This window comes from Ruegeria sp. YTSA135 (assembly GCF_059610165.1).
The window spans coordinates 1-24,683 of sequence record NZ_JBXWNC010000012.1; the positions used below are offsets into that span (position 1 = coordinate 1).

Here is a 24,683-nt window from a genome sequence, read left to right on the forward strand (position 1 = left end):
TTTAACTGGGTGCAGGATTACCCGTACACGCAGACTGAAAGCAGACTGATAAAAAGCCTCGGACAGACCGAACGGACCGAATTCGACCCCGCCACAGCTAGTTTGGGCGCGCTACGTCATTTCGTGCCTTGCTTGACCAGTTTTGCGACATCGGGCGGTTGCGATTTTATTCTACGGGTCGCGATGTAGGTCATGTAACGATCGATGCCGATATCGGCGGTCAGCAGGGTGTCCATCAGGTTTTGAAAGGCGGAAAGACTAGGGGTGAATACATGCATCACATAGTCCATGCCACCGCCTGTGGCGATGCAATGCGTGATCTCGTCCATGCCTTTGATCATGTTTTCGAAACGGTCGAAATCAGCCTTGCGGTGATGTGTGAGCGAGATCGTGACAATTACCAATGTAAAATCGACAACCCGGTCCAGCGCGATGTCGGCGTGATATCCCAGGATAAGCCCAGCTTCTTTCAGTTTGGTCAGACGTGCCCAGCAAGGCGTCGGCGACAAATTTACGATCTCGGCCAGACGGCTTTTGCTGAGCTGACCATGTCTCTGGACCGCGCTGAGTATGCGGATATCGGTTGCATCGAGGCCAGGTTTCTTCATCCAGTCAGATATTCCATCATGTCGTTGGGCTATATGTCGCTGACATTTGCATTGCTGTATTGAATAGTTCCAGTCTAGTTTTTTGCGCATTGCGCAACAAGTCGTCCTTCAGGCACATTCAGTGCAATCGAAAGGCACTCACGATCTGTAACGATTGCCGTGCAACAAGCTGAAAATTTTTTTGAACCCAAGAGATCCGCGTCGAAAGTAAGAACTGGAAGGGGTCTTGTTCGAAGAACCACCCACTGACTACACCGCTTGGCGAGCATACTGAGTGTGTAAAGCGGGTGAAGCCGTTTGTCCTGAGCCCGACGCGGGGGCGGGGGGAAAGGTTTGCGGAGGGTCGGCTTGGTTGATCAGATGGCAATGCTTACGTTTACCTTCGGCGCGCATCACAAGGAATGAAACGGAAAACTGCCCTTGAATGAGACTGTCAAAGTATTGTCTGAAAAGAAATTTCCGGCTTTTTGATGCATTGCCAGTTGCCTTGGTTGTCGCGGTTGCACATGGGTGCCACCCGTCCCGATTACAACATACAGCCCGGTCTTTCTTGCTGACTTGGTGATGATGACGCCAAGCGTCTACAGTATACGGGTGTATGCTATCTTGGACTTTTAATGACGTACAACCTGGGCACTGCTTGAGTGAGCCGGGCTCCGCTCCATCTAGGGAGGATTTTCAACGGCGCTGGATAACACCGGGTTGAAGTCCCTGCACTTTTTCATGGCGGACCGTCCGACTTGGCGACAGATGTTCAAGATTTGTGGCTCATTTCACAGCACCAGTCTTGGGGGGGGGGAACGAAACGCATCGTCAACACGGGCGCGGGCGCTGCTGGAACGGCGCTTTGCAATCGGCTGAGCGAGCGTCTGGACTACGACTGGCCGGTAATCGCGCCTGGGCTTGTTCTTGATCATGTCGCCATTGAGGGCTTTAGCCTCGACATGGTGGGTGAAAACGGGATCGCCGCGCTTTATGCCGGGCCTGAATACGCTGCTAAGACCTGGAAAGCTGCAAGTCGTTTCACGGAAGAACGAGGGACGGGGATATTTACCCGCCCAGCGACCGAAATGAAATGCGCGGGTGCGCCTTTGAAACATAGGTTCCTGATCGACAATATCGCGCGCAGGACCGGGAACGCCGGCAAGACCAACATGGACTATGTCGCGCCGCAGAACGGCCTGTTCAGTGCTCCCATCGCTAACGAAAAGGTACGTATGTTGTTTGGCGGTCGTGGTATCCGGTCATAGTCGGGCCAGCCTCTGACAGCGATTGACGGGGCCGCAAAACGCGCGCGTTTTACCTTTGACGACGGGCGCATAACCGAGGTGGAGTACGACTATATCAAACGTCATCCTGCCCCAGCGTGCCCCGGGCTTTGTGCTTCAATCCGGACTGGCAAGGCCATGCTGGTTTAGGAGGGAAGTGGCGCTGAAAGTGACCGATAACGCCATGCTGCGCGGCCTCTTCTGTGCCTTCGTTGCGGCGCTTGTGCTGCTATTGATGTGGCAAAATCCACCTGTAAAAGGAAGAATAGTGTGACGTTCGGATCATCATGTCATGTCACAAGCCCAAGTATATAGGCCCGTTTTTCAAGCTGAAAGTGGTCGTGCAACGCATTGAAAGCTGAAAGAAATGCGAGGGTGTCAGCTTAACCTTGCCGCCGCCAAATTATCGAAAGCGGCAAGGCTGTATTAGGACTGGGGGCGAATGTTCTGGTTGAAGCGAAACCTGTTCTGCGGATCATACTTGGTCTTTATCTCAACCAATCGCGCGAAGTTTTCGCCAAACGAGGCGCGGGTTAGGGCATCGCCGTCTTCACCGTGCCCCGGAAAATTAAGGTAGGCCCGGCCCTTGTGCCCGTAAGGCGCAGCCTCATCCCATCCGTCGCGTGACCACGCAATATTGCTGGCATCGTCCTTCGGGTCTGACCAAACGCTGTCGAGCGAATACATCCACCCCATAGACCGGTCACCGAATGCTGTGGCGTTGGCCGCGACATTCATCGTCGCTCCACCAAAGTTCCAAAGGGACGAGATCGAGGCGTCGGATGGGGCCGTCAACGCAGTATTCATTGCCAGATCAATCATCTCGTCGGACAGATCGGATAGATAACGGGCCTTCCAATAGCACCGGAATTCGCCCGCAGGCATCAGCGTGTCGAAGATTTTTTGCAAGTCGCAATAAGTCATACGCCCCGAGAAATCGACCACCATGTTGTCCAACTCGCGCAATGGCTGCAGCAGGGTTTCTCCTTCAGCGGCATCACCGTTGTAGACACAGGCTAAGGTATAGACCTTTTTTCCCCACATCTCTTGAGGGAAATCCTCGCCTCCGGCAGTGGAGAATTCGCAGAGTGATCCGACTAGATCACCGTGTTTTCTCATTAAATCACGCCACGCGCGAATTGGGGCAGGGCCGTCGTCAACAGCATAAACCGGTGCGGCAAACATCACCTCGGGGCCAATTGGATGCAGAGCGAACTCAAACTGTGTGACGACGCCAAAGTTGCCTCCGCCACCCTTGAGCGCCCACAACAAATCGGAGTTTTCCTCCGCACTTGCCCGGACCAAACTGCCATCGGCAGTCACTACGTTTGCAGCGACCAGATTATCGATCGACAGACCGTGTTTTGCCCGCAACCACCCAATGCCGCCGGAAAGTGTAAGCCCCGCGACCCCTGTATCTGATATCAGGCCACCTGGCGTGGCCAACCCATGAGCCTGGCTGGCGACATCCACATCCCGCCAAAGTGCACCGCCTTCCACACTGGCTACGCGTGTTTCGGGATCAACCGTAACGCTGCGCATCCCGCTCAGGTCAATCATGACGCCATCGTCACAGACAGCATGGCCCGCAACATTGTGACCACCACCCCGGATCGAAATCGGCAAGTCCTTAGCCCGCGCGTGATTGACCGCAGCAATCACATCCTCGGTGTTCTGACACTGCACGATCACACCGGGGCGCCTGTCTATCATCGCGTTCCAGACTGCGCGGGCACTGTCGTATCCCTGGTGTCCGGGTCGAATGACCTTTCCCGCGATGCCGTGGATGTCGTCTTCATGGTTCAAATGTAAACTGTCCATGTCTCAACTCCTATCTGCAGGTTTCCTAAGACTATGCCGCCGAAGCGCTCTGGGTCAGTGGCGATTTTGCCAGGTAGGTGGCATACTGGACAGGTAGTTATGGGATAATCGCCGAAAGCGTGCCGAATAGGACAGGAGAGTTCATGTCTTCCCATCGAAAACCTAGCATCGCACTTCTTGCCGCGCCTGAAACCTCTGCGTCAGTTCTATACGGTCTTTACGATGTGCTGCTCTCTGTGGGCGCGGTGTATCCTGATATGGTAAACGGCGTGCCGGGTGATGAGCTGCTGGATGTGCGGATCGTTTCTGCAGATGGCAAACCCTTTCACTGCATCGGCAACATTCCGGTAGAACCTCATGCGGCTATTCACGACATAAGCACGCTGGATGCGATTGTCGTATGCGATATGTACACGTCCATCTACGACGTGCCAAAAGGGCGCTATCCGCGCGAGGTTGAATGGCTTGAGCGCATGCACGCGTCAGGCGCTTTGATAACGTCCGTCTGTTCGGGCGCATTGCTATTGGCAGAATCCGGGATGCTTGACGGGCACGCAGCGACTGCGCATTGGGCCTATCGCGATATGTTCCAGCGGCACTTTCCAAAAATCACGTTTCGCAATGCGTCGGTTTTGTGCCTTGCAGCGGAATCCGATCGGATTGTAACGGCTGGCGGTGTCAGCGCGTGGCATGACCTGACCGTTTATCTTATTGCGCGGTTTTGCGGGTATAGAACGGCTATTGAGACGGCCAAGGTCTTTCTGATCAGCGGCCATTCCGAAGGTCAGTCGCCATATTCGGTGATGACCCGCCCGATGGAGTGCAATGACAGGTCGATTTCGGAGTGCCAGCTTTGGATTGCCGACAATTACTCAACTGTTAGACCGGTCGAGAAAATGGTTGAGCGGTCGGGATTGAAACCGCGTACTTTCTCTCGCAGGTTTCGGGCGGCGACCGGATTTACTCCGATTGAATATGTTCAGGCGCTGCGGGTTGAAGAGGCCAAACAGATGCTTGAGACGGATCAGCTCTCCAGTGGCGATGTGGGTTCTGCCGTCGGCTATGACGATCCGGCGTCGTTTCGGCGCATTTTTAAACGGGGCACTGGCCTGTCTCCTGCGGCATACAGGAAGAAATTTCAGCGTATCTCGCAGATTGCGAAGGGAGATTAGCAACAGGTTCTTCTAGCGCATGACAGGTTTCAGCAGAATGCGAATGAGTACCTGATTCAACGAAACAACATTCAAGGGACGGCGCGGCGATGGTGGTTGGTATCAACACTCAAGGGCAGCTTGCGATGCAAGGTTTGCGACGGTCCTTTGATATCTACTATCGGGATCGCGAACGTACCGCGCGTATGGACAGGTTGAATGCCGCCTTTGTGGGGCGTGGTGCCACTGTCTTTGATATCGGAGCTCATGTCGGCGACCGCACAGGCAGTTTTCTGCGTCTGGGGGCTGAGGTTGTGGCTCTGGAGCCTCAACCGCTTGTTTTCCGCGCCCTGCGACGGATCTATGGTCGATGCCCTAGGGCGACGCTGCTTCCCTGTGCGGTTGGTGATCAGACCGACCATGTGGACCTGTTGGTAAATCCCTCAAACCCAACGGTCGCGACAGCCACGTCAGATTTTGTAAAGGCGGCCTCTGGCGCGCCCGGTTGGGAGGATCAGGTTTGGGACGTCAGTATCAAGGTCCCCGTCACGACGCTTGACGCCCTCATCGATGAATACGGCCAGCCGGACTTTGTGAAAATCGACGTTGAAGGTCATGAGCCGGCTGTTCTTCGGGGGCTTTCCAAGGCAATTCCACTTCTTTCTTTCGAGGTTACAACGATCTACCGCGAAGGGGCGCATGACTGCATCGACAGGCTGTCATCGCTTGGGCGCTACGAATACAATTTTAGCGTGGGCGAGGAACATGCACTGCAATACCCGGATTGGGTAAGCCCTGACACAATGCGAAAAAGGGTCGACGATCTGCCCTTTTCCGTGAATTCGGGCGACGTTTATGCGCGGCGGTGCGACGGGCGTTCCTGAATTTTGTTGTTAAGGCCCGCCACCCACCGTCTTCGTATAGTCAAGATATCCCTGCGCGGGATGGCCGCAATGCATGGGTGAACAGGGTATCAGCCGCGAAGAAGGGGGCTCACAAAGCCTTCGGGTTTCACGGCAAGAACCGGACATTCAAGGCTGTTTATGATGTTCTCAGCCGTATTGCCGATGAGTACGCCACTCAGCCCGGTGCGTGCCACTGTGCCCATCACGACGACATCGGCGCCAACTTTGTGGCTCTGTTCGTGCAAGACAATTTCCGGGCTTCCTTTTGAAAGGCGCGGAACCAGACGGGGCTGCGGGCCGATCTCGGCGCGAGTTTGATCAAGGAATCGATCCATCGCCTGTTGCCGTGCATTCAGAATTTCGTTGACACAGCGATCCGCTGACATCCGAGAGTCGCTGCCGCTGGAGAATGCCCAGATCATGCCCTCGCCGATCGCATCCCAGGCGTGAAGAACGATGACCTCGGCGTCGGGTGCGATTGCAATCATGCACGCCGCATCGACAACCCGCCGGTTCAACGCTGCAAGCGTCTCGGGCTCTGCCGCGTCGCGGGTATCAAGATCGACTGCGGCCACAATACGTTTAGGGTTTTGTCTTGCATCCGATGTCTGAAGCCAAACAGGGCAGGGGCATTTACGCAGCAAGTGTTGGTCGGTGCTTGCAAACAGGAAACGTTCCATGCCGACTAGAGGTTCCGCCTTTTTGACAACGAAATCGCAACGCGACTTGGCAACGTGTCTGATGACCTCAAGATAGGTTTTGCCGACTGACACAAACAGATTGATCTGTCGGTCATGTGCAATCGCCGCCAACCTGGCACCGACATTTTGGCGCGTTGTCTCTACGGCTTTTTCAATCAGCCTGTCGGGGTCTGCGCCCGAAAGGCGCGAGAGGATCGACAAATTATGCGGGGCCTCAATGCAGGCGATAACCTCAACCGACGCGCCATGCGTATCGGCAAGGGTTATCGCGCTCTGCAAGGCAACCTGCGTCTCGCTCGTGTCCGCTACGTCCAGTTTTTTTGGGTTTTAAGGTGCTCGTAATCATGCTGGCAGTTCCTTCTGGCCATCCGGGTCCGCGACAACGTGCTCGGGCGCTTTTGCATCACCCGCGATCATCTGGGCGGCGGCGAACGATGCGTCGCGATAGGGCATCAGAACCAGATCAGCGTGTTTACCTTTCAATTTATCAGCGGTTGCGTCCAGATGCGCTGTGACCGCAGTTATTCCATCAAAGCCAAGATCGCACACGGCCTTGAGGATAGCATAGCGCGGATCGTCGTGCGTCAGTCCGGTGTCGTTTTCCGGCACGGCCATAACCAGCCACTCTGCCCGCGCAAGGGGCAGGTGGGCCAGAAACTCTGGGTCGGTCGCATCACCAAAGACAACGTCATACCCCTGTGACCGGGCATGGCGTACCGCTTCGGGGCTGAAGTCGACGCCAAGGACGCGCTTGCCGCCATCGCGCAGTTCCGATGCGATGCCCAAACCATAGCGGCCAAAGCCAAATAGAATGATCTCATGAGCGCGGGCTGCGTCGGAATTGCCGTCATCCTCGGCTTTTGGGCGGCGGCGCTCGGCAAAGCCCAATACCGGTTCGAACAAGCTGTAAAGCTGATGGGAATATGTGATCATATAGGTCGATGCGGCGATGGTCACGAGACCCACAAGGGTGACAAGCCCAAGGGCGTTTTCAGCCACGTGCCCGATCGAAACACCCATCGCCATGAAGATCAGGGAAAACTCGCTGATCTGCGCGACGGTCAGCCCAGCGAGAAAGCCGGTGCGTTTGCGATAATCCATAGCCCCCATGATCACGAGAACGATCAGTGGATTGCCGATCGGTACAAACAGCGACAGCACGATGGCCGGGCCGATGCTGGCTCCCAGGACCGAGAGGTCGAGCGAAGCACCCAACGCAATAAAAAAGAAGAGCAACAGGAAATCGCGCAAAGAGGCCAGTCTCGCGGCGATCGCCTCGCGGAAGGGCGTCGACGCAAGCGAGACACCGGCGAGCAGCCCGCCGAGTTCCTTGCCGAGCCCCAGGTAATGCCCGACCGCTGCCAGAAGCGCAGCCCAACCGATGGCGAATGAGACCAAAAGCTCTGGCGCGCGGGATAGCCGCTCTACTAATGGGTCGGCCACGAAGCGGATGAAGATGACCACGAAAACCAGCATCGCCGCGCCATAGCCCAGCACCCGCAAGACCTCGGTCACCGCATTATCGCCTTCTGCTGCGGCACAGCCCACGCCAATGACTGACAGGGCGAACATGGCGACCACAACCACAATGTCCTGCACAATCAGAAAACCGAGTGCGATCCGCCCGTGCAAGGCGTCGATCTCACGCTTGTCGGACAGCAATTTCACGATGATGATCGTTGACGAGAACGTTAGTGCAATCGCGACAAAGATCGCGGTACGGGCGTCCAATCCAAGGGCAAGTGTGATTAGAAAGCCGAAAACAGTTGTCAAGATCACCTGCCCAAGGCCGGTAACAAGCGCAACCGGACCCAACGTCCGAACCATGTTGAAATCCAGCTTGAGCCCCACAAGAAAAAGCAGCAGCGCAATGCCAAGTTCGGCAAGAAGGTCAATCTGCTCGTCGGAATGCGCTATATTCAGGACTGAGGGCCCAGCAAGAACTCCTACGGCGATAAAGCTCACTATCAGCGGCTGACGCAACATGAGCCCCGCAAAGCCGACACCCGCCGCCAGCACAAGAAGCGCCGCGATCTCGTAGAATATGTAACCCTCGATTGGTGTGAACATATCTCGTGCATCAGGCCGGGTTCCTTCGTGTCACATCGTCATCACGATGCGACCGTCGATCCGTCCCTTCTCCATCTGTTCGAAGATGCCGTTGATGTTGTCGAGCGTGTCCGTGGCATAATGCGAGGTTACTTTCCCCTCGGCCGCGAAGGACAAGCTTTCCGCAAGATCGGCGCGTGTACCAACGATTGAGCCGCGGATCGTCTTGCGGTTCAGCACCACGTCGAAGATGTTCAGCGGGAAGTCGCCCGGTGGCAGGCCGACCAAGCTCATCGTGCCGCCGGGTGCCAACATACCTACACCCTGACTGAACGCGGTGTTTGAAACGGCAGTGACCAAAACCCCTTCGGCTCCGCCGAGCCGAGCCACTTCATCAACTGGGTCCTGTGTTGTCGCGTTTATCGTGGCACCGGCACCCAGATCGCGCGCCAACGCAAGTTTGTCTTCGGCAACGTCAACGGCGATCACATGCAGCCCCAATGCCCGCGCATACTGGACCGCCAAGTGCCCCAACCCTCCGATACCAGAGATCACTACCGTCTGGCCCGGCCGCAGGTCGCATTCTTTCAGACCCTTATAGACCGTCACACCGGCGCAGAGGATCGGGGCAGCGGGTGCAAAATCCAGATTGTCAGGCAGGTGTCCGACATAGGTCGGGTCGGCCTCGACATATTCGGCAAACCCGCCATTGACTGTGTAGCCGGTATACTGCGGTTCAGTGCGGCACAGCGTCTCCCAACCCGTCACGCAGGCGGTACAGCGCGCGCAGGCATGGTGCAGCCACGGAACGCCAACACGGTCGCCTTCCTTTACCGAAGTCACACCGCGTCCGACCTCGGCCACGATGCCGACGCCCTCGTGGCCCGGGATGAAGGGCAGTTCGGGCTTGACGGGCCAGTCGCCCCGGGCCGCGTGCAAATCGGTATGGCAAACATCGCAAGCTTCGATCTTCACAAGAATCTTGCCGTCTTTGACCGTTGGTTTGCGGACTTCCTTAACCTTTAGCGGCTGCGAAAAATCCGTAACAACGGCGGCTTTCATCGTGGACATGAATGAGCTCCTTTCAGGTAAAGGTCGAGTGACTAGGGGGTGAGCGTTTCGGTACACGCCGCAGCACTCTTTTCTCCAACTCGAGAATCACAAGCAGCACGGGACCAACGGCGACGACCAGTACCCCTTGCAGCAAGCTGAGCGGCCGGGTTTCAAAAAACGTCTCCATGAACGGGGCGTATGTGAAAGTGAATTGAAGCGCCGTGACCGCCGCGATCGCAATCAACACGGGCCGCGTGCCCAGAACGGCGCGCAGCGACAGGGACGTCGTGTTGAGAAACCGCACCGAGAACAGATAGAAGATTTCCATGACCACCAACGTGTTGACCGCGATGGTGCGCGCTTCCTCCAAACTTGCACCCTGAGCCTGCGCGAAAGTGAATATTCCGAAGATTCCGGCGCAGAACAGCAGTGAGACAAACCCGACCCGCCACAAGACAAAGCGAGTCAGTATTGGCTCATCCGCGCGGCGCGGGGGGCGGCGCATGATGTCAGGTTCCGGCCCCTCAAACGCCAGTGCTATGGCAAGCACGACCGAGTTGACCATGTTAACCCAAAGAATTTGCACTGGCGTGATCGGAAGCGTCAGGCCCAGCAACGGCGCAAGGATAAGGGCCAGCGCCTCTCCTCCGTTCACTGCCAGAAGAAAAACGATGGCTTTTTTGAGGTTGTCATAAACGGTCCGACCTGCGCGAACAGCTTCGGCGATGGTGGCAAAGTTGTCGACACGCTCGGCGGCATCTACCAACTCATCGGGTTCAAGCCCGTCGATCTGCGTACCCGTCAGGACTTCTTGCGCATTCTCCAGCCCCAATTCCCGGGCAATGGCTGAGGCTGTTCCCGCGTGATCGCCGGCGATCATCTTGACGCGGATACCGGCGACACGACACTCTGCCACTGCCGCAACAGCTTCATCGCGGGGCGGGTCGATCAGACCCAAAAGACCAAGCAAAATAAGATCGCTTTCGACGTCGTCAAACGTCAGGGTCTGCTTTGCCGGATCGACTTCCCTGCTGGCGATGGCAAGCACGCGCTGTCCCCGTGCGGCGATTTCTTCGACGCGTCGGTGCCAGTAATCCGCGTCCAGCGGCTCGTTGCCATTTTCCTCACCGTGTTGGGACGGGCACATGGCAATGATGCGTTCGGGCGCCCCCTTCACATGAATTGCAGCGCAGCCTTCATGGTCGTGATGAAGCGTTGCCATGAATCGGTGCGCTGCATCGAAGGGGATGGCGTCGGTCTGTGGATTTGTCCGGCGCAACGCGTCCGGCTCATACCCGGCCCTCCAGCAGAATGAGACCAGCGCACCTTCCATCGGATCGCCCGTGACAGACCATTGGCCATCAACCTCTGCGATTTCTGCGTCATTGCAAAAGGTTGATCCGCGAGCCAGGTCGCCCAACAGCGGGTACGACGCTGTGTCGACCTCACGCCGTCAAGTGTTATGCCGCCCTGAGGCCGTACCCCGCGCCGATTCACCGGTCAGCACCGCTTCTTGAATGCGAAGGCCATGAGGTGCGATAATCCGAAGATCGGCCGGCACCCGGTCACCCGGTTCAAGCAGGACGATATCGCCTGAAACAATACGCTCTGCTGGCACGAGGGTGCGGCGCCCGCCGCGCAGCACACGTGCCTCGGGTGCAAGCATATCCTTTATTGCTGCAAGCGCCTGTTCAGCTTTGCCTTCCTGAACAAAGCCGATTACCGCGTTCACGAGCACGAACGCAAGGATCACCCCTGTGTCTACAAGATGCCCAAGCAGTGCAGTCACCAACGCAGCCGCGAGCAGGACATAGATCAGAAGGTTGTTAAACTGCCGCAGCAGACGCACCATCGCGCCAGTTTGCGGCGGTTCCGGCAACCGGTTCGGACCTTCGGACCGCAGCCGATCGGACGCAATGGCCGCTGTCAAGCCCGAAGTATTCGTACCGATAAGGTTCAGTACATCGTCTAAGGAACGATCATGCCAGTGCGCTGACGCCAGATCAGGCGTATTTGATCAATCGGGCGATTCTGCCGAAATCTTCGCATGTTGCACTGTCATGACCGATTTGACTCTGGGTCGCTCTGCCAGCTTGGCTCACGCGTCGCGTGTTCGTTGACAAACGCCTTAAGGTCCTTGACTGCCACCCGGAATTCCCGACCGAGTTTTACCGCGCGTAGTTCTTGCTGGTGAATCCAGCTGCGAACCGTTTGTTCGCGAACTTTCAAAAGCTCGGCGATCTCATGAGTTGTCAGAAACGGCTTGCTGAGCATGCGCACTCTCCCGTTGCATGGGCGAGTTTACTACGCTTATTCAAATATATGTTACAGCGTCAAGACGTCTCAGGACAGTTCAGAAGCGTTGAACAATCATCAGGTACGTTCGGTTTTTTTAAGAAAAAGTATTCTAGTACTCTCTTCGGTCCGCCACGTTTCACCGTGGCCGCTCGGGAAAGATGTCGAGCCGTCTGTTCCCGAGGTAGAGGTCAAAGACAGCCAGGCCGCATCCCGCTGTTGACTGGCTACTGTACCTCGGCTTTTGTTTTCGGCAGGGCGATCTTCGGTGGCAGGCTTTCCCCCTAAGGCATACGGCGGATAGGCATCGGCCTGATTTCAACCCCTGCTTTTGTTTGTCCTAAACGTAAAATGTAAGGGCTCTATTGTGTTTGACACCTGGTTGCCGCTGCTCGGCGGTCTCATCCTGTTGATCGTTGGTGGCGAGTTCCTGGTTCGTGGTTCCGTGCAAGTAGCAACCGGGATGGGTGTCTCACCGTTGGTGATTGGGTTGACGCTGGTGGGGTTCGGCACCTCAACGCCCGAGCTTGTCACCTCGGTACAGGCGGCGCTGTCGGATGCGCCAGGTATCGCCTACGGCAACATTGTTGGATCCAATATCGCCAATACCCTTTTGATCGCTGGCGTTGCCGCGCTTCTGTGTCCAATTGCCGTGGCATCGTCTGCGCTCAGGCGGGACGGGTTCGTGATGTTGGCTGCCGTTCTTGCTTTTGCCGCTATCGCTGCTGTGATGCCGATGGGTCCCGCCGTTGGTGCGATCTTTGTCCTAACGTTGGCCGGGTACATCTTTGTTGCCTTCCGACAGGAACGTGCCAGCACCGCGCTGGATCACGGGGCGGTCTACGAAAAAAGCATCGCCTTGCAAGAGGCTGACCCTGCGCTCGCACCACTCGCACCACCGCAGTCGTCGCTTCTTGTCTCGGCCCTGATTGCGGTTGCTGGATTGGTTCTGGTCGTGTTCGGCGGTAAATTCCTAGTGGAGGGTGCTGTCTCATTGGCACGCGGCCTGGGTATTTCCGAAACGGTGATTGGCCTGACCATAGTTGCTGTCGGCACCTCGATGCCGGAACTTGTCACATCTGTCGTGGCCGGATTGCGCAAACAGGGCGACGTCGCCTTTGGCAATATCGTCGGTTCAAATATCTACAACATCGTTGGAATAGGCGGCTTTACTGCACTGATCGCGCCGGGCGCGGTTCCGGTTGAAATCGTCAGTTTTGACAATCTTGTCATGATTGGCGTGTCGCTGGTACTGGTCGGCTTTGCCTGGACCGGTTTGCGCATTGCAAGGTGGGAAGGCGCATTGTTACTTGCCGGGTATGTCGCGTATGTCTACGTGCTCTGGCCGTAATCTATCGCGGGCAACGTGGCTCGGCGTCGTCTTTGCACGAGTTCCTATCTTCAGCGCTCGAACACCAGCTTGTTTCAGTACGTCTTTGTCAGCAACCAAAAAACTACCAGGTGCTTCAACCTGATTCATTTTAATGGAAGTCGAGAGGGACTGGATGAGGGGGCAACCAGCCCCTCTCGGGAGGGGGTAGCGAAAAAACGCTTCTTTCTTCAGTGAATCCGCTTGAATAAAGGGACTCCTGTGGTCTGATAGCAACTGAAACAGATAATTTCTATTTTGGAAACAATTAATCACATTAATAATTGGACACAATTTTGCCGCAATGTCATCCTGACAGTCGGGTGGTGTGGCTTAATTTTAGAGTTTTCTAGTCTTAATGACTTGATTGAGGGGGTTAAACGGTACGTCACACCGCCTACATTACCCTACGTAATCAAGTGTTTATATGGTCCAACACTGATCAAAACTAGATCATGTTCTAACTTGTATCTCTGCATCTCAGAACGCCAATTTCGCGTGTGATAGTGGCTGATAACTCATTGAAAGGTATCAGCCAAAGTGCCGAATCCTGTCCCCTGAAGGGCTTTTCCAGGCAAACGCAGGGTTTCTGCGACCTGCTTCTGAAGTGTAGCTTTTGCGATCATAGGACAGAATCACCGACCCCTTCTGCAGATGGATGGGTGTCATATTGTACCAAAACGCACAGGCAGTTGATGTCAGGTTCCAGCGCAGAATCCTGCCGCTAGTTTTCAATGTTGAACAAAACCGACTGGCTTGCGGTGCCGTCTATCGAGAATTTGGCACCAACAGGCGTGGCGTAAACACCCAGTCGTCTGGACCACCGCGCCCAGACAGCAGGGACAATTCCCAAGATGCTTTTGGCTCCACCGCGTTTTGCGGCGACTGTCATTTGGTGAAAAAGCTCACGCTGAACCAAAAGCCTACGAGAGGCCGATACGTTGTCTGTTACAAAAAACCGGGACGCTTCCCATACAGTCGGTTTTACGGGAGCTTCAAAAAACAGGATATCGGTGGGCATTCCTTTTAGAATGCCTCTTTGCGCATCCCGCAGCATATAGGTGTATATTCCGCATTGCGCCGTGCTGGGAAGCAGCCGCACACCGCCAAAGACTTCGCCGAATTCATGAAGAATGATCCATTGGCAGGCTGGGGTATCGTACTGGTCGAACTCCATTCCATCAGCTTCGCAAATCTGCCAATTCAATCTGTCGATAAATATGGATTTTCGTGTCTCAAGGTATTTTGTAAGCAATGTGCCATGCTCGTGGATATTGCGAAAGCTCATCGCTGTCGCGCGTATGTTGCCAAGTTTGCTGCGAGGCGTTGAAAGGGCACGTTGGGGCGCACGATGTTTGCGCTGCGCCAAAGCCTTCGGCGCAGTCACAGAGTCGTTGGCAGGACTCAGGTCCGGAAAGGTTTCCGGCGATTGGTATGCCTGCTGGTACCTGAGTGGTCGGTCCATACTTTTCTCATAATTTCGGCACACTTATGACAAGATTTGAACTGGCTGGTCTACAACCTAATCAAGTACTTTGTGGATTTATCGAACAAGTGTGTCTAATTGACATCCCTTTGATAAAGACGTCGCTTATTCCTGTAGATCGTTTCAAATGTTCCCCCTTTTTAGAGCGCTAAAGCGGGATCCCCGCCTTGCAGTTCGCCTGGCAAGATGTTGTTTGGATTAAGTTATATTTTGGGGCTACCATCCCTTTACCTGCACGGGCGTGGTCTTGGGAAACTATTCAAAACGTTTTGTGCCACGGCCTGAGACTGAGCGCGATTCTTGTCCTTCGGCCTATGAACCTCAAATCCGATCCACACGATTTCTGTCAAAACATTGTGCAAACGAAAAAATGATGCGCAGACATAACGAGGCCCATCTTGGGTCAACCTTTTGCCGCCTTTCCTCGTCATTCTGACATAGTCCTGAGATTTCCACGCACCCGGGCCAGTCGCTGCTCACAGTCTGCGACGCCCAGCGGTTGGTTCGGTGCAAAAGGTTGGTGAAAAGATATGCGTATACTTGCCGTAGACGACGACCCTAGCATCCTGGAGTTGTTGACCAGCGTACTTGCTGCATTCGGTTACAAAGATGTCGTTACCGCCCGCAGTGGTCGGGACGCGCTTGACATATTATCGGACCCGTCAGAGGTGTTCGATTGTTTGCTTCTGGACGTACAGATGCCCAAAATGAACGGGATCACACTGTGTGAGGAAGCGCGCAAGCTTCCCGGCTATACCTACACGCCCATTATCATGGTCACGGCCATGGTTCAGAAGCAGTATATTGACGAAGCTTTCGAAGCAGGTGCTACGGACTACGTCACAAAGCCATTTGAATTCTCTGACCTTAAACAACGGCTTTCAGATGCCTACCGGATGGCGGCCGAGCGGAGAGCTGCAATTGAGGTGTTGCAGGCAGATGAAGACGCATGGCAGGACTCGGAGGTATACCCGGACGTCCGCATCAGCGACCCGCAATATTTTGGTGGCTTACCAGGATGCATAGGGCTGGCCGAGTTCGAAAACTACGTGGTTCAGGTTGCCACCATGCATTCCGCAGCCGCAAAGATTCTGGCTGTCAGGGTCACCAATGTCGAAGAAATCTACAAGCCCAGTTCCACAAGCGAGTTCCGGGAGTCGATGGCGTCAGCTGGTGCCGCACTTCTCCGGGCCACCAAGGAAGGGCGCAAGGTGGCGACATATTGGGGAAATGGTGTCTTTCTGTTTGTCTTCGACCAGCAAGATAGTACGCACGCGGAACGTCTGCTGAAGCAGGGACCAGAGATTGCGGATGGTGTCATGCTGGGCAGCCCATTGGTGTTCCAGGTGGGGGAGGAAATTCCCCTGGAAGCTAAGACAAAAATGGAAGCGTTGTTTTTGATCGACAAAGCTGTCGAGCTTGCCGAATTGCGGAGCAACCAAGCCGCTCAGTTCGGCTGACTGGCCGTCAATACGCAATCATGATGAGGTTAGGGCTCTCCCAATCAACATGGGAGAATACCAGCCTCAAAATTCTTTTGGATGCGCGAACCCTTCGGTCAGTTATTCGCACCAAGGCTGGCTTGTGAAAGATCAGACACAGCTTTTTTGTAGGCATCCAAATACGTCCCGGCAGACGGCTTGTGGGCAAGGGGCGGGAAAATGACGCTTTCCATCCCAAGGCTGCGCAAGGCTTCGATGGCGGTTGCCGGAGGCTCAGCTTCCCAAATCAGAACCTGTGCACCTGTCTGCTGTGCAATTGAACTCAGTTCGGCCAGTTGTTCGGGGGTCGGGGCTGCACCGGCATTCCATTCCAGCGATGTAATCGAAAGGCCATAGCGACGCTCAAGGTACTGATACCGGGGGTGCGTTGCGATCAGTGCAACGTCCCGAGTGTCTGAGAATGCGCTTTGGGTCGTTTGGTCCATTGATTCCAGATCAGCGCGCAATTCCTCAAGACGAACTGCGACGTCATCTGCCGAGGCAAGCTCGCGCTCCGTGATCGCCTCGGCGATAGCCTCAGCTTGGGCAATTGCCAGCGTCGGATCGAGCCAGAGGTAAGATGCAACTCCCTCATGCGAATGCTCGCCCCCGTCGCCGTGGCTGTGGGTTATGCTTTCGGTGACGATGAACTGATCCTCAATTGCGGCAGACGAGTTGACCAACCGCGAACGCGGAAGCGTTACGCGGTCGACCCAAGTCGCAAAGCTGGCACCATTCAAAAGGATCAGGTCCGCCGATTGGATCATGCTGATATCGGCAATGGAAGGGCGCCAGAAAGACGGATCGACATCTTCCGGGACCGGAAACTCAACATCTGCCGAGTCGCCCAACAGACGTTCCGCAAAGTACTGAAGCGGATAGTTTGGCGTCACCACCTTGGGTCGATCCTGTGCTACGGCAACGGTCGCCAGCAAAAGCCCCAAGGTGGCAATAACAGTGCGCTTGAACAATCGCTGCATCGTCAGCTCCCGCATTTGCGCGCGATGTCTTCGGGTGTCACGATCCAATAATTGTCGTGACCACCCGTATCGACCTCGATCACCAAGCCTTGCGAATGGTCCACGCTGGACAGGGGTATAAGGACCGTGCCATCGCTTTCAAGTTGCAGCGTCGTAAGCAGAGAGTTTTCCCCATCCAAGACGCGAACCTCACCTTGCTGAGCGACTTTTCCGTTCGAGAACTTGGCCTCGACGGTCACTGCGTCACAATCGACAGAGGCAAACACAACAAGGCTATGAGCCGCTGCTGCCAAGGCAGCAGCAGCCAATAGCGTCGCCAGACCAACGGCCCGGATCACTGTCCCGTCCACTCTTCAAAGTGAACCCAGATGACAGCACCCAGTTCAACAGCCTTTTCCTCACCGTCCTGAGGCAAGGTATAGTCCGCCGTATTCAGCGCCGCGAAACCCCACCACCCGTCAGACGGTGCAGCATAGGTGAACACACCATCTGCGTCTGTCTTGACTGTTTGGGTGATCATCAACTCATCGGGTGCAGTCGCGCTTGCACCGTCGTTGAAGAACTCTACTTCGACTTCGGCATAGGGTACGGGTTCCCCGTCCATTTTGACGATCCCCTGAAACACGTTGTGTTCCCACAGGCCAAATGGCTTGGAAAGAGGGACGATCTCGGTCTTCAGGCCAAGCTCGGTATCCCAGCCTTCGTCATCGCCATAGGCCGTCACATAGGTCTTGGTGTAGTGGATGATGAACGCGTCCTCGGCCGGTTCCCAATAGGGCTTGGGCTCCATCGCAAAGATATAGGTGCCGGGGCGTTCCAGCGGGAAATCGAGCGTATAGCCCTGATCATCCATGACAGTAGCGTCCTGTAGATCACCCAGAAGGTCCGTGGTTGCGCCTTCATGGGTCACGGTGAACGCCTCGGGCTTTTCAAGCATCATCCCATCCATTTCGAACGGGTGCGAGAAGGACATGGTCAGGGACAGGCTGCGACCGTCTTCCTGGCTGATCATCGGGTCATTCGGAATAATCATACCATAGTGCGCCAGCGCCGGAGTGACCGCGACACTGCCCACCAATGCTGCAAAAAGAATATGACGTTTCATATTTTTCCCTTTCTCATGCGCCGAGTGAAAGAAGCCAGCCCACCCAAGTCTCGGCATTTCGTGAAATCAATGCGGCGCCAATTGCCGCGATACACCCTGAAAGAAACATCAGGGTCACTGTCTCTGCAGCCAGCAGGCGCAAGACCATGCCGCGCCTGGCGCCCAGTTTTACTGCAGTCGCGATTTCGCGCGCACGCAGCCGGTAACTTAGAAAGACCGCAAGTCCAACGGCGGCAATCGCTGCAACCGCAATAATGGCTGTCACGCCATCCAAAAGCGATTTGATCCGAAAGATACGGTCAACCAGTCCCTGGATGACACCCGCCGGTTCGATCAACTGGCTTGGGTTTTCGCTGTCCAGATAGCGACCCCTCAGGATTGTACCTGACCTTTGGTCGTTTGGCACAACGATCACCGCTGTGGCAGGAAAGCTGTTCTGTGAGCCGTGAAAGTGAAAGCTTTCGATATTCTCGGGGGTGATGCGCTGGAATTGCACGACGGCAGCATTGGCAAGCGCGTCAGTTCTCGCTGCAATGTCCGCTGCGGTCACGACATCCTCATGCCCGTGCCCGATCCCTTGGATCACCCAAGCTGTTTTGATATCAACGAAAATCGCCTGATCGTCCGGTGTGTTCGTGGGGGCAAGAACACCGACAATGGGCATCTCCAACGGATAGACGCCGTCAAGGTCGAACAGGTTTTCCGGCGACGAAACAAGGCTATCACCAACGCGCTTGCCAAGCTTTCGCGCCACATCTGCGCCAATCACCGCATCGCCTAACAGCGACAGACCGCGCCCCTCTGAGAAACCCAGGTCTCGGAAGTCAAAATAATCAAGCGTCGTGCCGACGATCCTGAAGCCCCCCGATGAAAATGCGGTATGCACTGGAATTGGCATCGCCAAACCGCTGTCCCAAAGCGTCTCCACTTCTTGCATTGCAATTGGGGCAGGGCGTTCGTCCGAAAAGTAGAGCGCCGCCATCGTCAAATCCAACTGTGATCCGCGGCTACCCAGAAGCAGGGGCGTTTTTTCACCGCGCGCGACCAGAGCGGTCTGGCTCGTCGACAACAAGATCTGTGTCGCGACGGGCACGAACAGGATAAGCGCTGCGACGACGACAAGCACAAGGCTTCGCGCCCAGTGAAAGCGCAGATAGGCATAAGCAAGGTACAGCGCATTCATGCCGCGGCCACCTCGCGATACTGCGCGAAATCTATTACACGCTCGAAACGCGGCAAAAGCTCGTGGTCATGCGTCACGGCCAGCACAGTCGCGCCGGCATCTGCGGCTTGCTGGAATAGCAAGTCAAGGATGCGCCCCTTGCTTTCGGGGTCGAGATTTCCGGTCGCCTCATCGGACAGGATGAGCTTGGGCTGCGTAATCAGGGCACGGCAAATAGCGACCCGCTGCTGTTCACCTTGGCTCAATGCAGCGGGGTGCCTGTCAAGCTTGTCGCCTATTCCGCAGGCATCGGCCAAGGCTTCCGCACGGCCGCGGGCGTCTGCATCTAGCTTTAGCGCTGGCGTAATCCGGTAGGGATACAGGATATTCTGCCGCGCCGACAGGTAATCAAGCAACGCAAAGTCCTGAAAAACAAATCCTATGTGACTTGCCCGGAACTGTCGGCGTTCGGCGTCTGACAACCCGGTTACATCCGTTCTGTCGATGTCTATGCGCCCGCTCTTTGGCAAGAGGATACCGGCAATCAGATTCAGAAGGGTAGTTTTTCCGCTTCCACTTGGCCCGACAATGGCAAGACGTTCCCGTTCCTGCAGCGACAAGTGCGGCACATGCAACCGAAACCCGCCTTCTCCATATTCGAACGAGACGTTTTCGACGCTAATCATCGTGGGACTCTTCGGAAACTTCGAACATTTCGCCTGCCATGTCCCGGATGACCTCGCGCAGCGCAAAGTCGGTTATCCGCCACGCTCCATTGATCGGAGAAATCGATAGATCGGCACTGTACGTATTGCCCCGCACGTGAAGATGTTCTTCATGGCCTACGGTTCCAATCACTTGCCATGTCGCATCAATCGTCAGCGTTGAACCTTCGTTTGTGACGATGCTGTCCAACATCTTTATTTCGTGAAGCGTCTGGTCGGCTTCGTGCAAGCCGCCACCGGCCATTGCGCCAACCCGATCCAGATACAGATACTCAAGCGCGGCACCGTCGGACACTTGCGCGAGCGTGTCGTATATTTCATCTTCCTGTGTCTTTCCGAACGCTTCGTATACGACAGCCAACAAGGCGGGTGTCAGCTCGTCGGATAGTTCGATCGCTACGGGAACAGTCATTCGCGGTTTTCCCGGAACCGAGTACGCCTCAACCCCGTCCGTGCGGCTTAACCCATCCAATGACGAAAAGTACACGCCAGCAACGATGCTGACGCCCAGAAAAAATACAATGGCTAACACTACTTCTTGGCGCACAAGCTTCAGTCCCAACTAAAAAGATGTACGGAGCAAAACGCGTTTTGGATCAAACCTTGGTTCAATTTTGTGCAGAACCCAACGAGGAAGCAACAAGAACCGCGCTGTTTGCAGGGCAGCGCGATATGCCTCCGGTCTTGCATCACGTTTCACGATGGCTGCCAAGGCCTGTGCATTCTGACAATATCGACGCAATCGTGGAAAAGATGTCTGATCGCGTCATCAATTCATCATGTTTCATGTCCAGTTTGTAAAAGTGCTTTTGGGTTAGGTGCGTGTCCAAAGCATCGCCAGCGGCCAGCGATGGGTTGCCCTGTGACAAGAAAATATGCGCAGGTTTACTAAACCGAGGGACACGAAACGCACTGACCGCCAGCTCATGCGCGATTTCTACGCCTCTGATGCGTAAGTCTTCGGCGTCGGGGCGTTCCGCAATGGCGCGCTTAATTTCCGACACGGTTCGCCTTGATCTGAACCGCAGTTTCCAACCTTTTACGATGTATCTCCATCGCTTGTACGTTCGAAAATACAAAGGCTGCAACGCGGGTTCTGCGCCTATCATCTTGAAGGGTGGGTCCAACAGGATCAGGCCGAGTATATTCTCTTGACCCAATTGTCTTGCCATCTCTAAGACCATCGGGCACCCGGCTGAATACCCGCACAGGACGAAAGGGCCGGAATTTCCAGATTGTCTCAAATGCAAGATTGCTTCGACTGCAAGGTCGTTGAAGGACCTGCCAAATGGCACGGGGGTGCCCTTTGTGCGATGGCTGGGAATATGCACAACAGAATGATCCGGGCCAAGGCTGCGCGCTATATATCGGCTGAACTGAACAGAGCAATGCGCAATCACCACCGTGGTTTTTCCCGGACCCGGGTTGGAAATCTGTACGGTGCTGTCGTTGCCCAAGAATGCGTCGCCCGCGCGGCGTGCCATTACGCGCTTGGCCAGTTCTGCAACCGTGGGATAGCTGAACAGATCGATAGGCTCGAACTGTATTCCTTGCTTTTGACCCAATGTATAGGCCGCGATTGTGGACAGGCTGTCGCCCCCGAGGTCAAAGAAATTGGCATCTCGGGTTTTGTACGGGGTCTTGAGCGTTTCAGAGAAAAGGGCTGCTATTTGGTCCTCAAGGATATCTCTTGGCGCTTCTCCGGTCTGAGTCTGAGATTGCTGTAAGATCACGGACTTCAGGGTGTTTTGGTCCAGCTTTCCGTTCGGGAGCGCGGGAAACTTTTCTATTCCGACCACTAATCTTGGGTGAAACGGGACTGGCAGACTGGCTTCGATATGGCGCGCCACGGCGTTGCATGCAGGGTCATTGGCGGGGCATTCCACGGCCAAAGCGATTGTTTTGGCGCCAGTGTCGTCCAACGTAAGGGCGGCAACCCGCCGATCATTTGACACAACCTGCGCTGTGGTCTCTATTTCCGACAACTCAACGCGATGCCCGCGTATTTTGATTTGTTTGTCTTTGCGGCCCAGAAACGTGATGCAGCCTGATACGTCAGCCGTTCCAACGTCGCCCGTTCTGTAGGCGCGTAGGCGGTCTGGTCCAATTTCAAAGAACCGGTCTTTCGTTTGCTCGGGATCGCGCAGATAGCCGTCCGCGATCGTCGTGCCCGCAACGACTATTTCACCCACCACGCCCGGATCCGCGGGGACACCATCACTGTCGAAAATACCGACCCAGGTTCCCGGAATGGCTTTGCCAATTGGTACGACTTGATCGCCGTCGAACGATGTTGCATCAAATGACGTGCACCAGACCGTGCCTTCCGTGGGCCCATATTCATTTACCAGAGTGCAGTTGGGCAGTACCCGTTGCAAGTCGCGTGACAAGGCGGGGTAGAGGGCTTCTCCGGCTGCAATTAGAACCTTGAGACTGTGTAAATCCTGCGGTGGCACAGTGGATAACAATGCTTGCGCAAGGCCGGGCAGGCACAGCGTGTGCGTTACACCATGATGGGAAATCAACTCCCCCAATGCGGCGGGTCGCTGTTCGGCGTTCTTTGACGCAATCACCAAATGCCCGCCAGTGCAAAGCGTCCAGTAAATCCCGGCAACCGAGCTATCGAAAGCGAGCGAGGACAACAGAAGATATACCTCTGGCGCCGTACCATAGACCTCATCCCGCGCTGCTGTGGATACTGCCAACGCTGCCTGAGAGATTGCGACGCCTTTGGGTTTGTTTTCCGACCCTGACGTAAACATAACGTATGCGCGCGGACCGTGTGTAACTTCGGTCAGGGGAATTGCCTGGTCGAGCGCCTCAAGCAGAACAAGCTTTGCAGACGTTTCTGGCAGGCTTGAGCGTGACGCCTGCGTCGAAATCACAAAGCGAGGTTGGACAGTATCCATGATCTGCGAAAGGCGGGCTTGCGGGTAATCCAGATCCAATGGAACGTAGGCAGCGCCTGACATCATCACACCCAGAAAGGCTGCAATTGCATCGGCCCCACGTGGCAGTGCAACTGGAACGATGTCACTTGGTTGGATGCCGGACTCTCGCAGCAAAAAGGCGATTTGACGCGCGCGCGTGACAAGATCGGAGTAAGACAGCGTTTGTTCGGCGTCGGTAACCGCTGCTGCCCCCGGCGCAGCTTTGGCGCAATTCAAGAACCGTTGGACAACTGTTTCAGCCTTGGGAGCGGGTGACACCTGAACTGATCTTGCTCGGTTTTTCATGATGCCGTTGATCGGCTGCGACGGGTCAGCAGTGATCGCAGACAAGACCTGCTTGTAGACCGCAATACAGGACCGGGCTTTTTCGGCATTCACTCGCGCCGGGTCGTAAATGACTTCGACCCCAAGTGTCCTGTTCGGCGTCACCAAAAGAGACAACGGATAGTTGTTGAACTGCGCGGACTTGAAGTCTTTGACCTGTATCTCACCAAATGTGCTGTCTGTTGGTTGCACGCCTTCGTTTACAAAAAGGGTGTCAAAAAGGGGCGTACCCTTCGGAAACGGGGAGCAGTTTTGCACGTCCGCCAGCGCGGCGTATTCGTGTTTAAGCCGATCCATTTCGGCGCGAGCATGATTTTTTAGAAATACGTCAACCAGCTGAGAAGGGTCGATTTTTAGCCGAACGGGTAACGTGCTGACAAACGCGCCGATTGTGTCTGAGATATTCGGAATCTCCGCTGGTCGTCCTGCTGTTGTCGTTCCGAATACCACATCATTTTGCTGTAGCTGCCTGCGCAAGACCAAGGCCCAAGCCGCTGACAGAACAGTATTAGGCGTGATTTTTAAACTGGCTGAGACGGCCTCAACCTGTTCCATCAGGTCCTGGCCCAAAGACTCTGAGTGTGAAACCTGCGTCGTAGCCTGACCGAGTGCGTTCGGCTCGGGCAGCAAACAGGGCTCGTCGAGACCTGCAAGATAATCTGTCCAGAACGCAACATCCGAAAGCGGGCGCTTTTTCTTTAGCCAACCAAGATAGGTTTTGAAGCTTGGAATACTCGCATCGTCCGGGTGTTCACCGTTGTAACGCGCGAAAATTTCGTGAAACGCAACGCGTGTTGACCATCCATCACTTATCAGATGGTGGATCGTCCAAACAAACCGCCACGTGTCCTGCGATGTTTTGATCAGAGTGACCGCCATCAACGGGGGCTTTTTTAGATCAAACTGGCGCAGTTGTTCGTGCTGAAGAAGGTAATCAAACCTTTTCTCTGCATCTGAATGCCCGGTCCAGTCCAGTTCGGTCCAAGGCAGGTTTACCTTTTCCTGAACGACTTGAACGGGTTGCTTTACACCCTTCCACACGAAACCAGCGCGGAGCGCATCGCGTGACGCGACCAGTGCCTCAATCGCGGTTCTTAGACGCTGTGGGTTTAGCGGGCCATGCAATGTGCAACTGATAACAGCCACGTATTGCCCACGAGACTGCGTCTCGCCCTCAACGTGGAAGAGCATTCCTTTCTGAGCCGAGGACAGTGGAAGAATATCAGCTACACCCTGAGGATATCCCATG

The 24,683-nt window shown here is 55.3% G+C and carries 21 protein-coding genes; 5 read left to right on the plus strand and 16 right to left on the minus strand.

The window, feature by feature from the left end:
* Positions 1-116: 116 nt before the first annotated feature.
* Positions 117-608, minus strand: coding sequence for an Lrp/AsnC family transcriptional regulator (locus AC2FIT_RS15360; RefSeq protein ID WP_496830893.1), 492 nt, complete (start codon positions 606-608; stop codon positions 117-119).
* Between the two features lie 761 nt (positions 609-1,369).
* Here AC2FIT_RS15360 and AC2FIT_RS15365 point away from each other — a divergent pair.
* On the plus strand, positions 1,370-1,858 hold the full coding sequence (locus tag AC2FIT_RS15365; RefSeq protein ID WP_496830895.1) for a hypothetical protein: 489 nt from the start codon (positions 1,370-1,372) through the stop codon (positions 1,856-1,858).
* Positions 1,859-2,302: 444 nt separating this feature from the next.
* On the opposite strand, the gene AC2FIT_RS15370 is transcribed toward AC2FIT_RS15365, so the two are convergent.
* Positions 2,303-3,697: an FAD-binding oxidoreductase gene (locus AC2FIT_RS15370; protein ID WP_496830897.1), complete on the minus strand. Its 1,395-nt coding sequence runs from the start codon at positions 3,695-3,697 to the stop codon at positions 2,303-2,305.
* Positions 3,698-3,840: 143 nt separating this feature from the next.
* On the opposite strand from AC2FIT_RS15370, the gene AC2FIT_RS15375 reads away from it, so the two are divergent.
* Positions 3,841-4,869 (plus strand): GlxA family transcriptional regulator, encoded by a 1,029-nt coding sequence (locus AC2FIT_RS15375; protein WP_496830899.1) that lies wholly within the window; start codon positions 3,841-3,843, stop codon positions 4,867-4,869.
* An 89-nt stretch (positions 4,870-4,958) separates the two neighbouring features.
* Positions 4,959-5,732: an FkbM family methyltransferase gene (locus AC2FIT_RS15380; RefSeq protein ID WP_496830901.1), complete on the plus strand. Its 774-nt coding sequence runs from the start codon at positions 4,959-4,961 to the stop codon at positions 5,730-5,732.
* Between the two features lie 89 nt (positions 5,733-5,821).
* On the opposite strand, the gene AC2FIT_RS15385 is transcribed toward AC2FIT_RS15380, so the two are convergent.
* The 6 genes from AC2FIT_RS15385 to AC2FIT_RS15410 form a co-directional block, all read right to left on the minus strand.
* Complete coding sequence (locus AC2FIT_RS15385) at positions 5,822-6,733, minus strand: universal stress protein (protein WP_496830903.1); 912 nt, start codon at positions 6,731-6,733, stop codon at positions 5,822-5,824.
* Positions 6,734-6,796: 63 nt separating this feature from the next.
* Positions 6,797-8,524, minus strand: a complete 1,728-nt coding sequence (locus AC2FIT_RS15390; protein WP_496830905.1) for a cation:proton antiporter — start codon at positions 8,522-8,524, stop codon at positions 6,797-6,799.
* A 30-nt stretch (positions 8,525-8,554) separates the two neighbouring features.
* Positions 8,555-9,574, minus strand: coding sequence for an alcohol dehydrogenase AdhP (gene adhP, locus AC2FIT_RS15395; RefSeq protein WP_496830907.1), 1,020 nt, complete (start codon positions 9,572-9,574; stop codon positions 8,555-8,557).
* 13 nt (positions 9,575-9,587) lie between these two features.
* Entirely contained in the window at positions 9,588-10,976 is a 1,389-nt protein-coding gene (locus AC2FIT_RS15400) for a cation transporting ATPase C-terminal domain-containing protein (protein WP_496830909.1), read from the minus strand.
* Between the two features lie 33 nt (positions 10,977-11,009).
* Positions 11,010-11,558: a cation-transporting P-type ATPase gene (locus tag AC2FIT_RS15405; protein ID WP_496831046.1), complete on the minus strand. Its 549-nt coding sequence runs from the start codon at positions 11,556-11,558 to the stop codon at positions 11,010-11,012.
* Between the two features lie 56 nt (positions 11,559-11,614).
* Positions 11,615-11,830, minus strand: a complete 216-nt coding sequence (locus AC2FIT_RS15410) for a helix-turn-helix domain-containing protein (RefSeq protein WP_496830910.1) — start codon at positions 11,828-11,830, stop codon at positions 11,615-11,617.
* A 388-nt stretch (positions 11,831-12,218) separates the two neighbouring features.
* Here AC2FIT_RS15410 and AC2FIT_RS15415 point away from each other — a divergent pair, with 388 nt between their 5' ends.
* Positions 12,219-13,202 (plus strand): calcium/sodium antiporter, encoded by a 984-nt coding sequence (locus tag AC2FIT_RS15415; protein ID WP_496830912.1) that lies wholly within the window; start codon positions 12,219-12,221, stop codon positions 13,200-13,202.
* Between the two features lie 742 nt (positions 13,203-13,944).
* On the opposite strand, the gene AC2FIT_RS15420 is transcribed toward AC2FIT_RS15415, so the two are convergent.
* Positions 13,945-14,508 (minus strand): acyl-homoserine-lactone synthase, encoded by a 564-nt coding sequence (locus AC2FIT_RS15420; RefSeq protein WP_496830914.1) that lies wholly within the window; start codon positions 14,506-14,508, stop codon positions 13,945-13,947.
* A 728-nt stretch (positions 14,509-15,236) separates the two neighbouring features.
* Here AC2FIT_RS15420 and AC2FIT_RS15425 point away from each other — a divergent pair.
* The gene (locus tag AC2FIT_RS15425) at positions 15,237-16,166 is read left to right on the plus strand and encodes a response regulator (protein ID WP_496830916.1); all 930 of its coding nucleotides are present in this window, start codon (positions 15,237-15,239) and stop codon (positions 16,164-16,166) included.
* Between the two features lie 98 nt (positions 16,167-16,264).
* Here AC2FIT_RS15425 and AC2FIT_RS15430 read toward each other — a convergent pair whose 3' ends face one another.
* The 7 genes from AC2FIT_RS15430 to AC2FIT_RS15460 form a co-directional block, all read right to left on the minus strand.
* Positions 16,265-17,167, minus strand: coding sequence for a metal ABC transporter substrate-binding protein (locus tag AC2FIT_RS15430; RefSeq protein ID WP_496830918.1), 903 nt, complete (start codon positions 17,165-17,167; stop codon positions 16,265-16,267).
* A 2-nt stretch (positions 17,168-17,169) separates the two neighbouring features.
* Positions 17,170-17,505, minus strand: coding sequence for a hypothetical protein (locus AC2FIT_RS15435; RefSeq protein WP_496830920.1), 336 nt, complete (start codon positions 17,503-17,505; stop codon positions 17,170-17,172).
* Positions 17,502-18,272, minus strand: coding sequence for a DUF4198 domain-containing protein (locus AC2FIT_RS15440; RefSeq protein WP_496830922.1), 771 nt, complete (start codon positions 18,270-18,272; stop codon positions 17,502-17,504). Before AC2FIT_RS15440 ends, AC2FIT_RS15435 begins: the two co-directional genes overlap by 4 nt.
* 13 nt (positions 18,273-18,285) lie before the next feature.
* Positions 18,286-19,455 (minus strand): ABC transporter permease, encoded by a 1,170-nt coding sequence (locus AC2FIT_RS15445; RefSeq protein ID WP_496830924.1) that lies wholly within the window; start codon positions 19,453-19,455, stop codon positions 18,286-18,288.
* Complete coding sequence (locus AC2FIT_RS15450) at positions 19,452-20,120, minus strand: ABC transporter ATP-binding protein (protein WP_496830926.1); 669 nt, start codon at positions 20,118-20,120, stop codon at positions 19,452-19,454. Before AC2FIT_RS15450 ends, AC2FIT_RS15445 begins: the two co-directional genes overlap by 4 nt.
* A complete protein-coding gene (locus AC2FIT_RS15455) occupies positions 20,113-20,571 on the minus strand; it encodes a hypothetical protein (RefSeq protein ID WP_496830928.1) in 459 nt (152 codons plus the stop codon). Before AC2FIT_RS15455 ends, AC2FIT_RS15450 begins: the two co-directional genes overlap by 8 nt.
* A 277-nt stretch (positions 20,572-20,848) precedes the next feature.
* Entirely contained in the window at positions 20,849-24,682 is a 3,834-nt protein-coding gene (locus AC2FIT_RS15460; RefSeq protein WP_496830930.1) for an amino acid adenylation domain-containing protein, read from the minus strand.
* Between the last annotated feature and the right edge of the window lies 1 nt (position 24,683).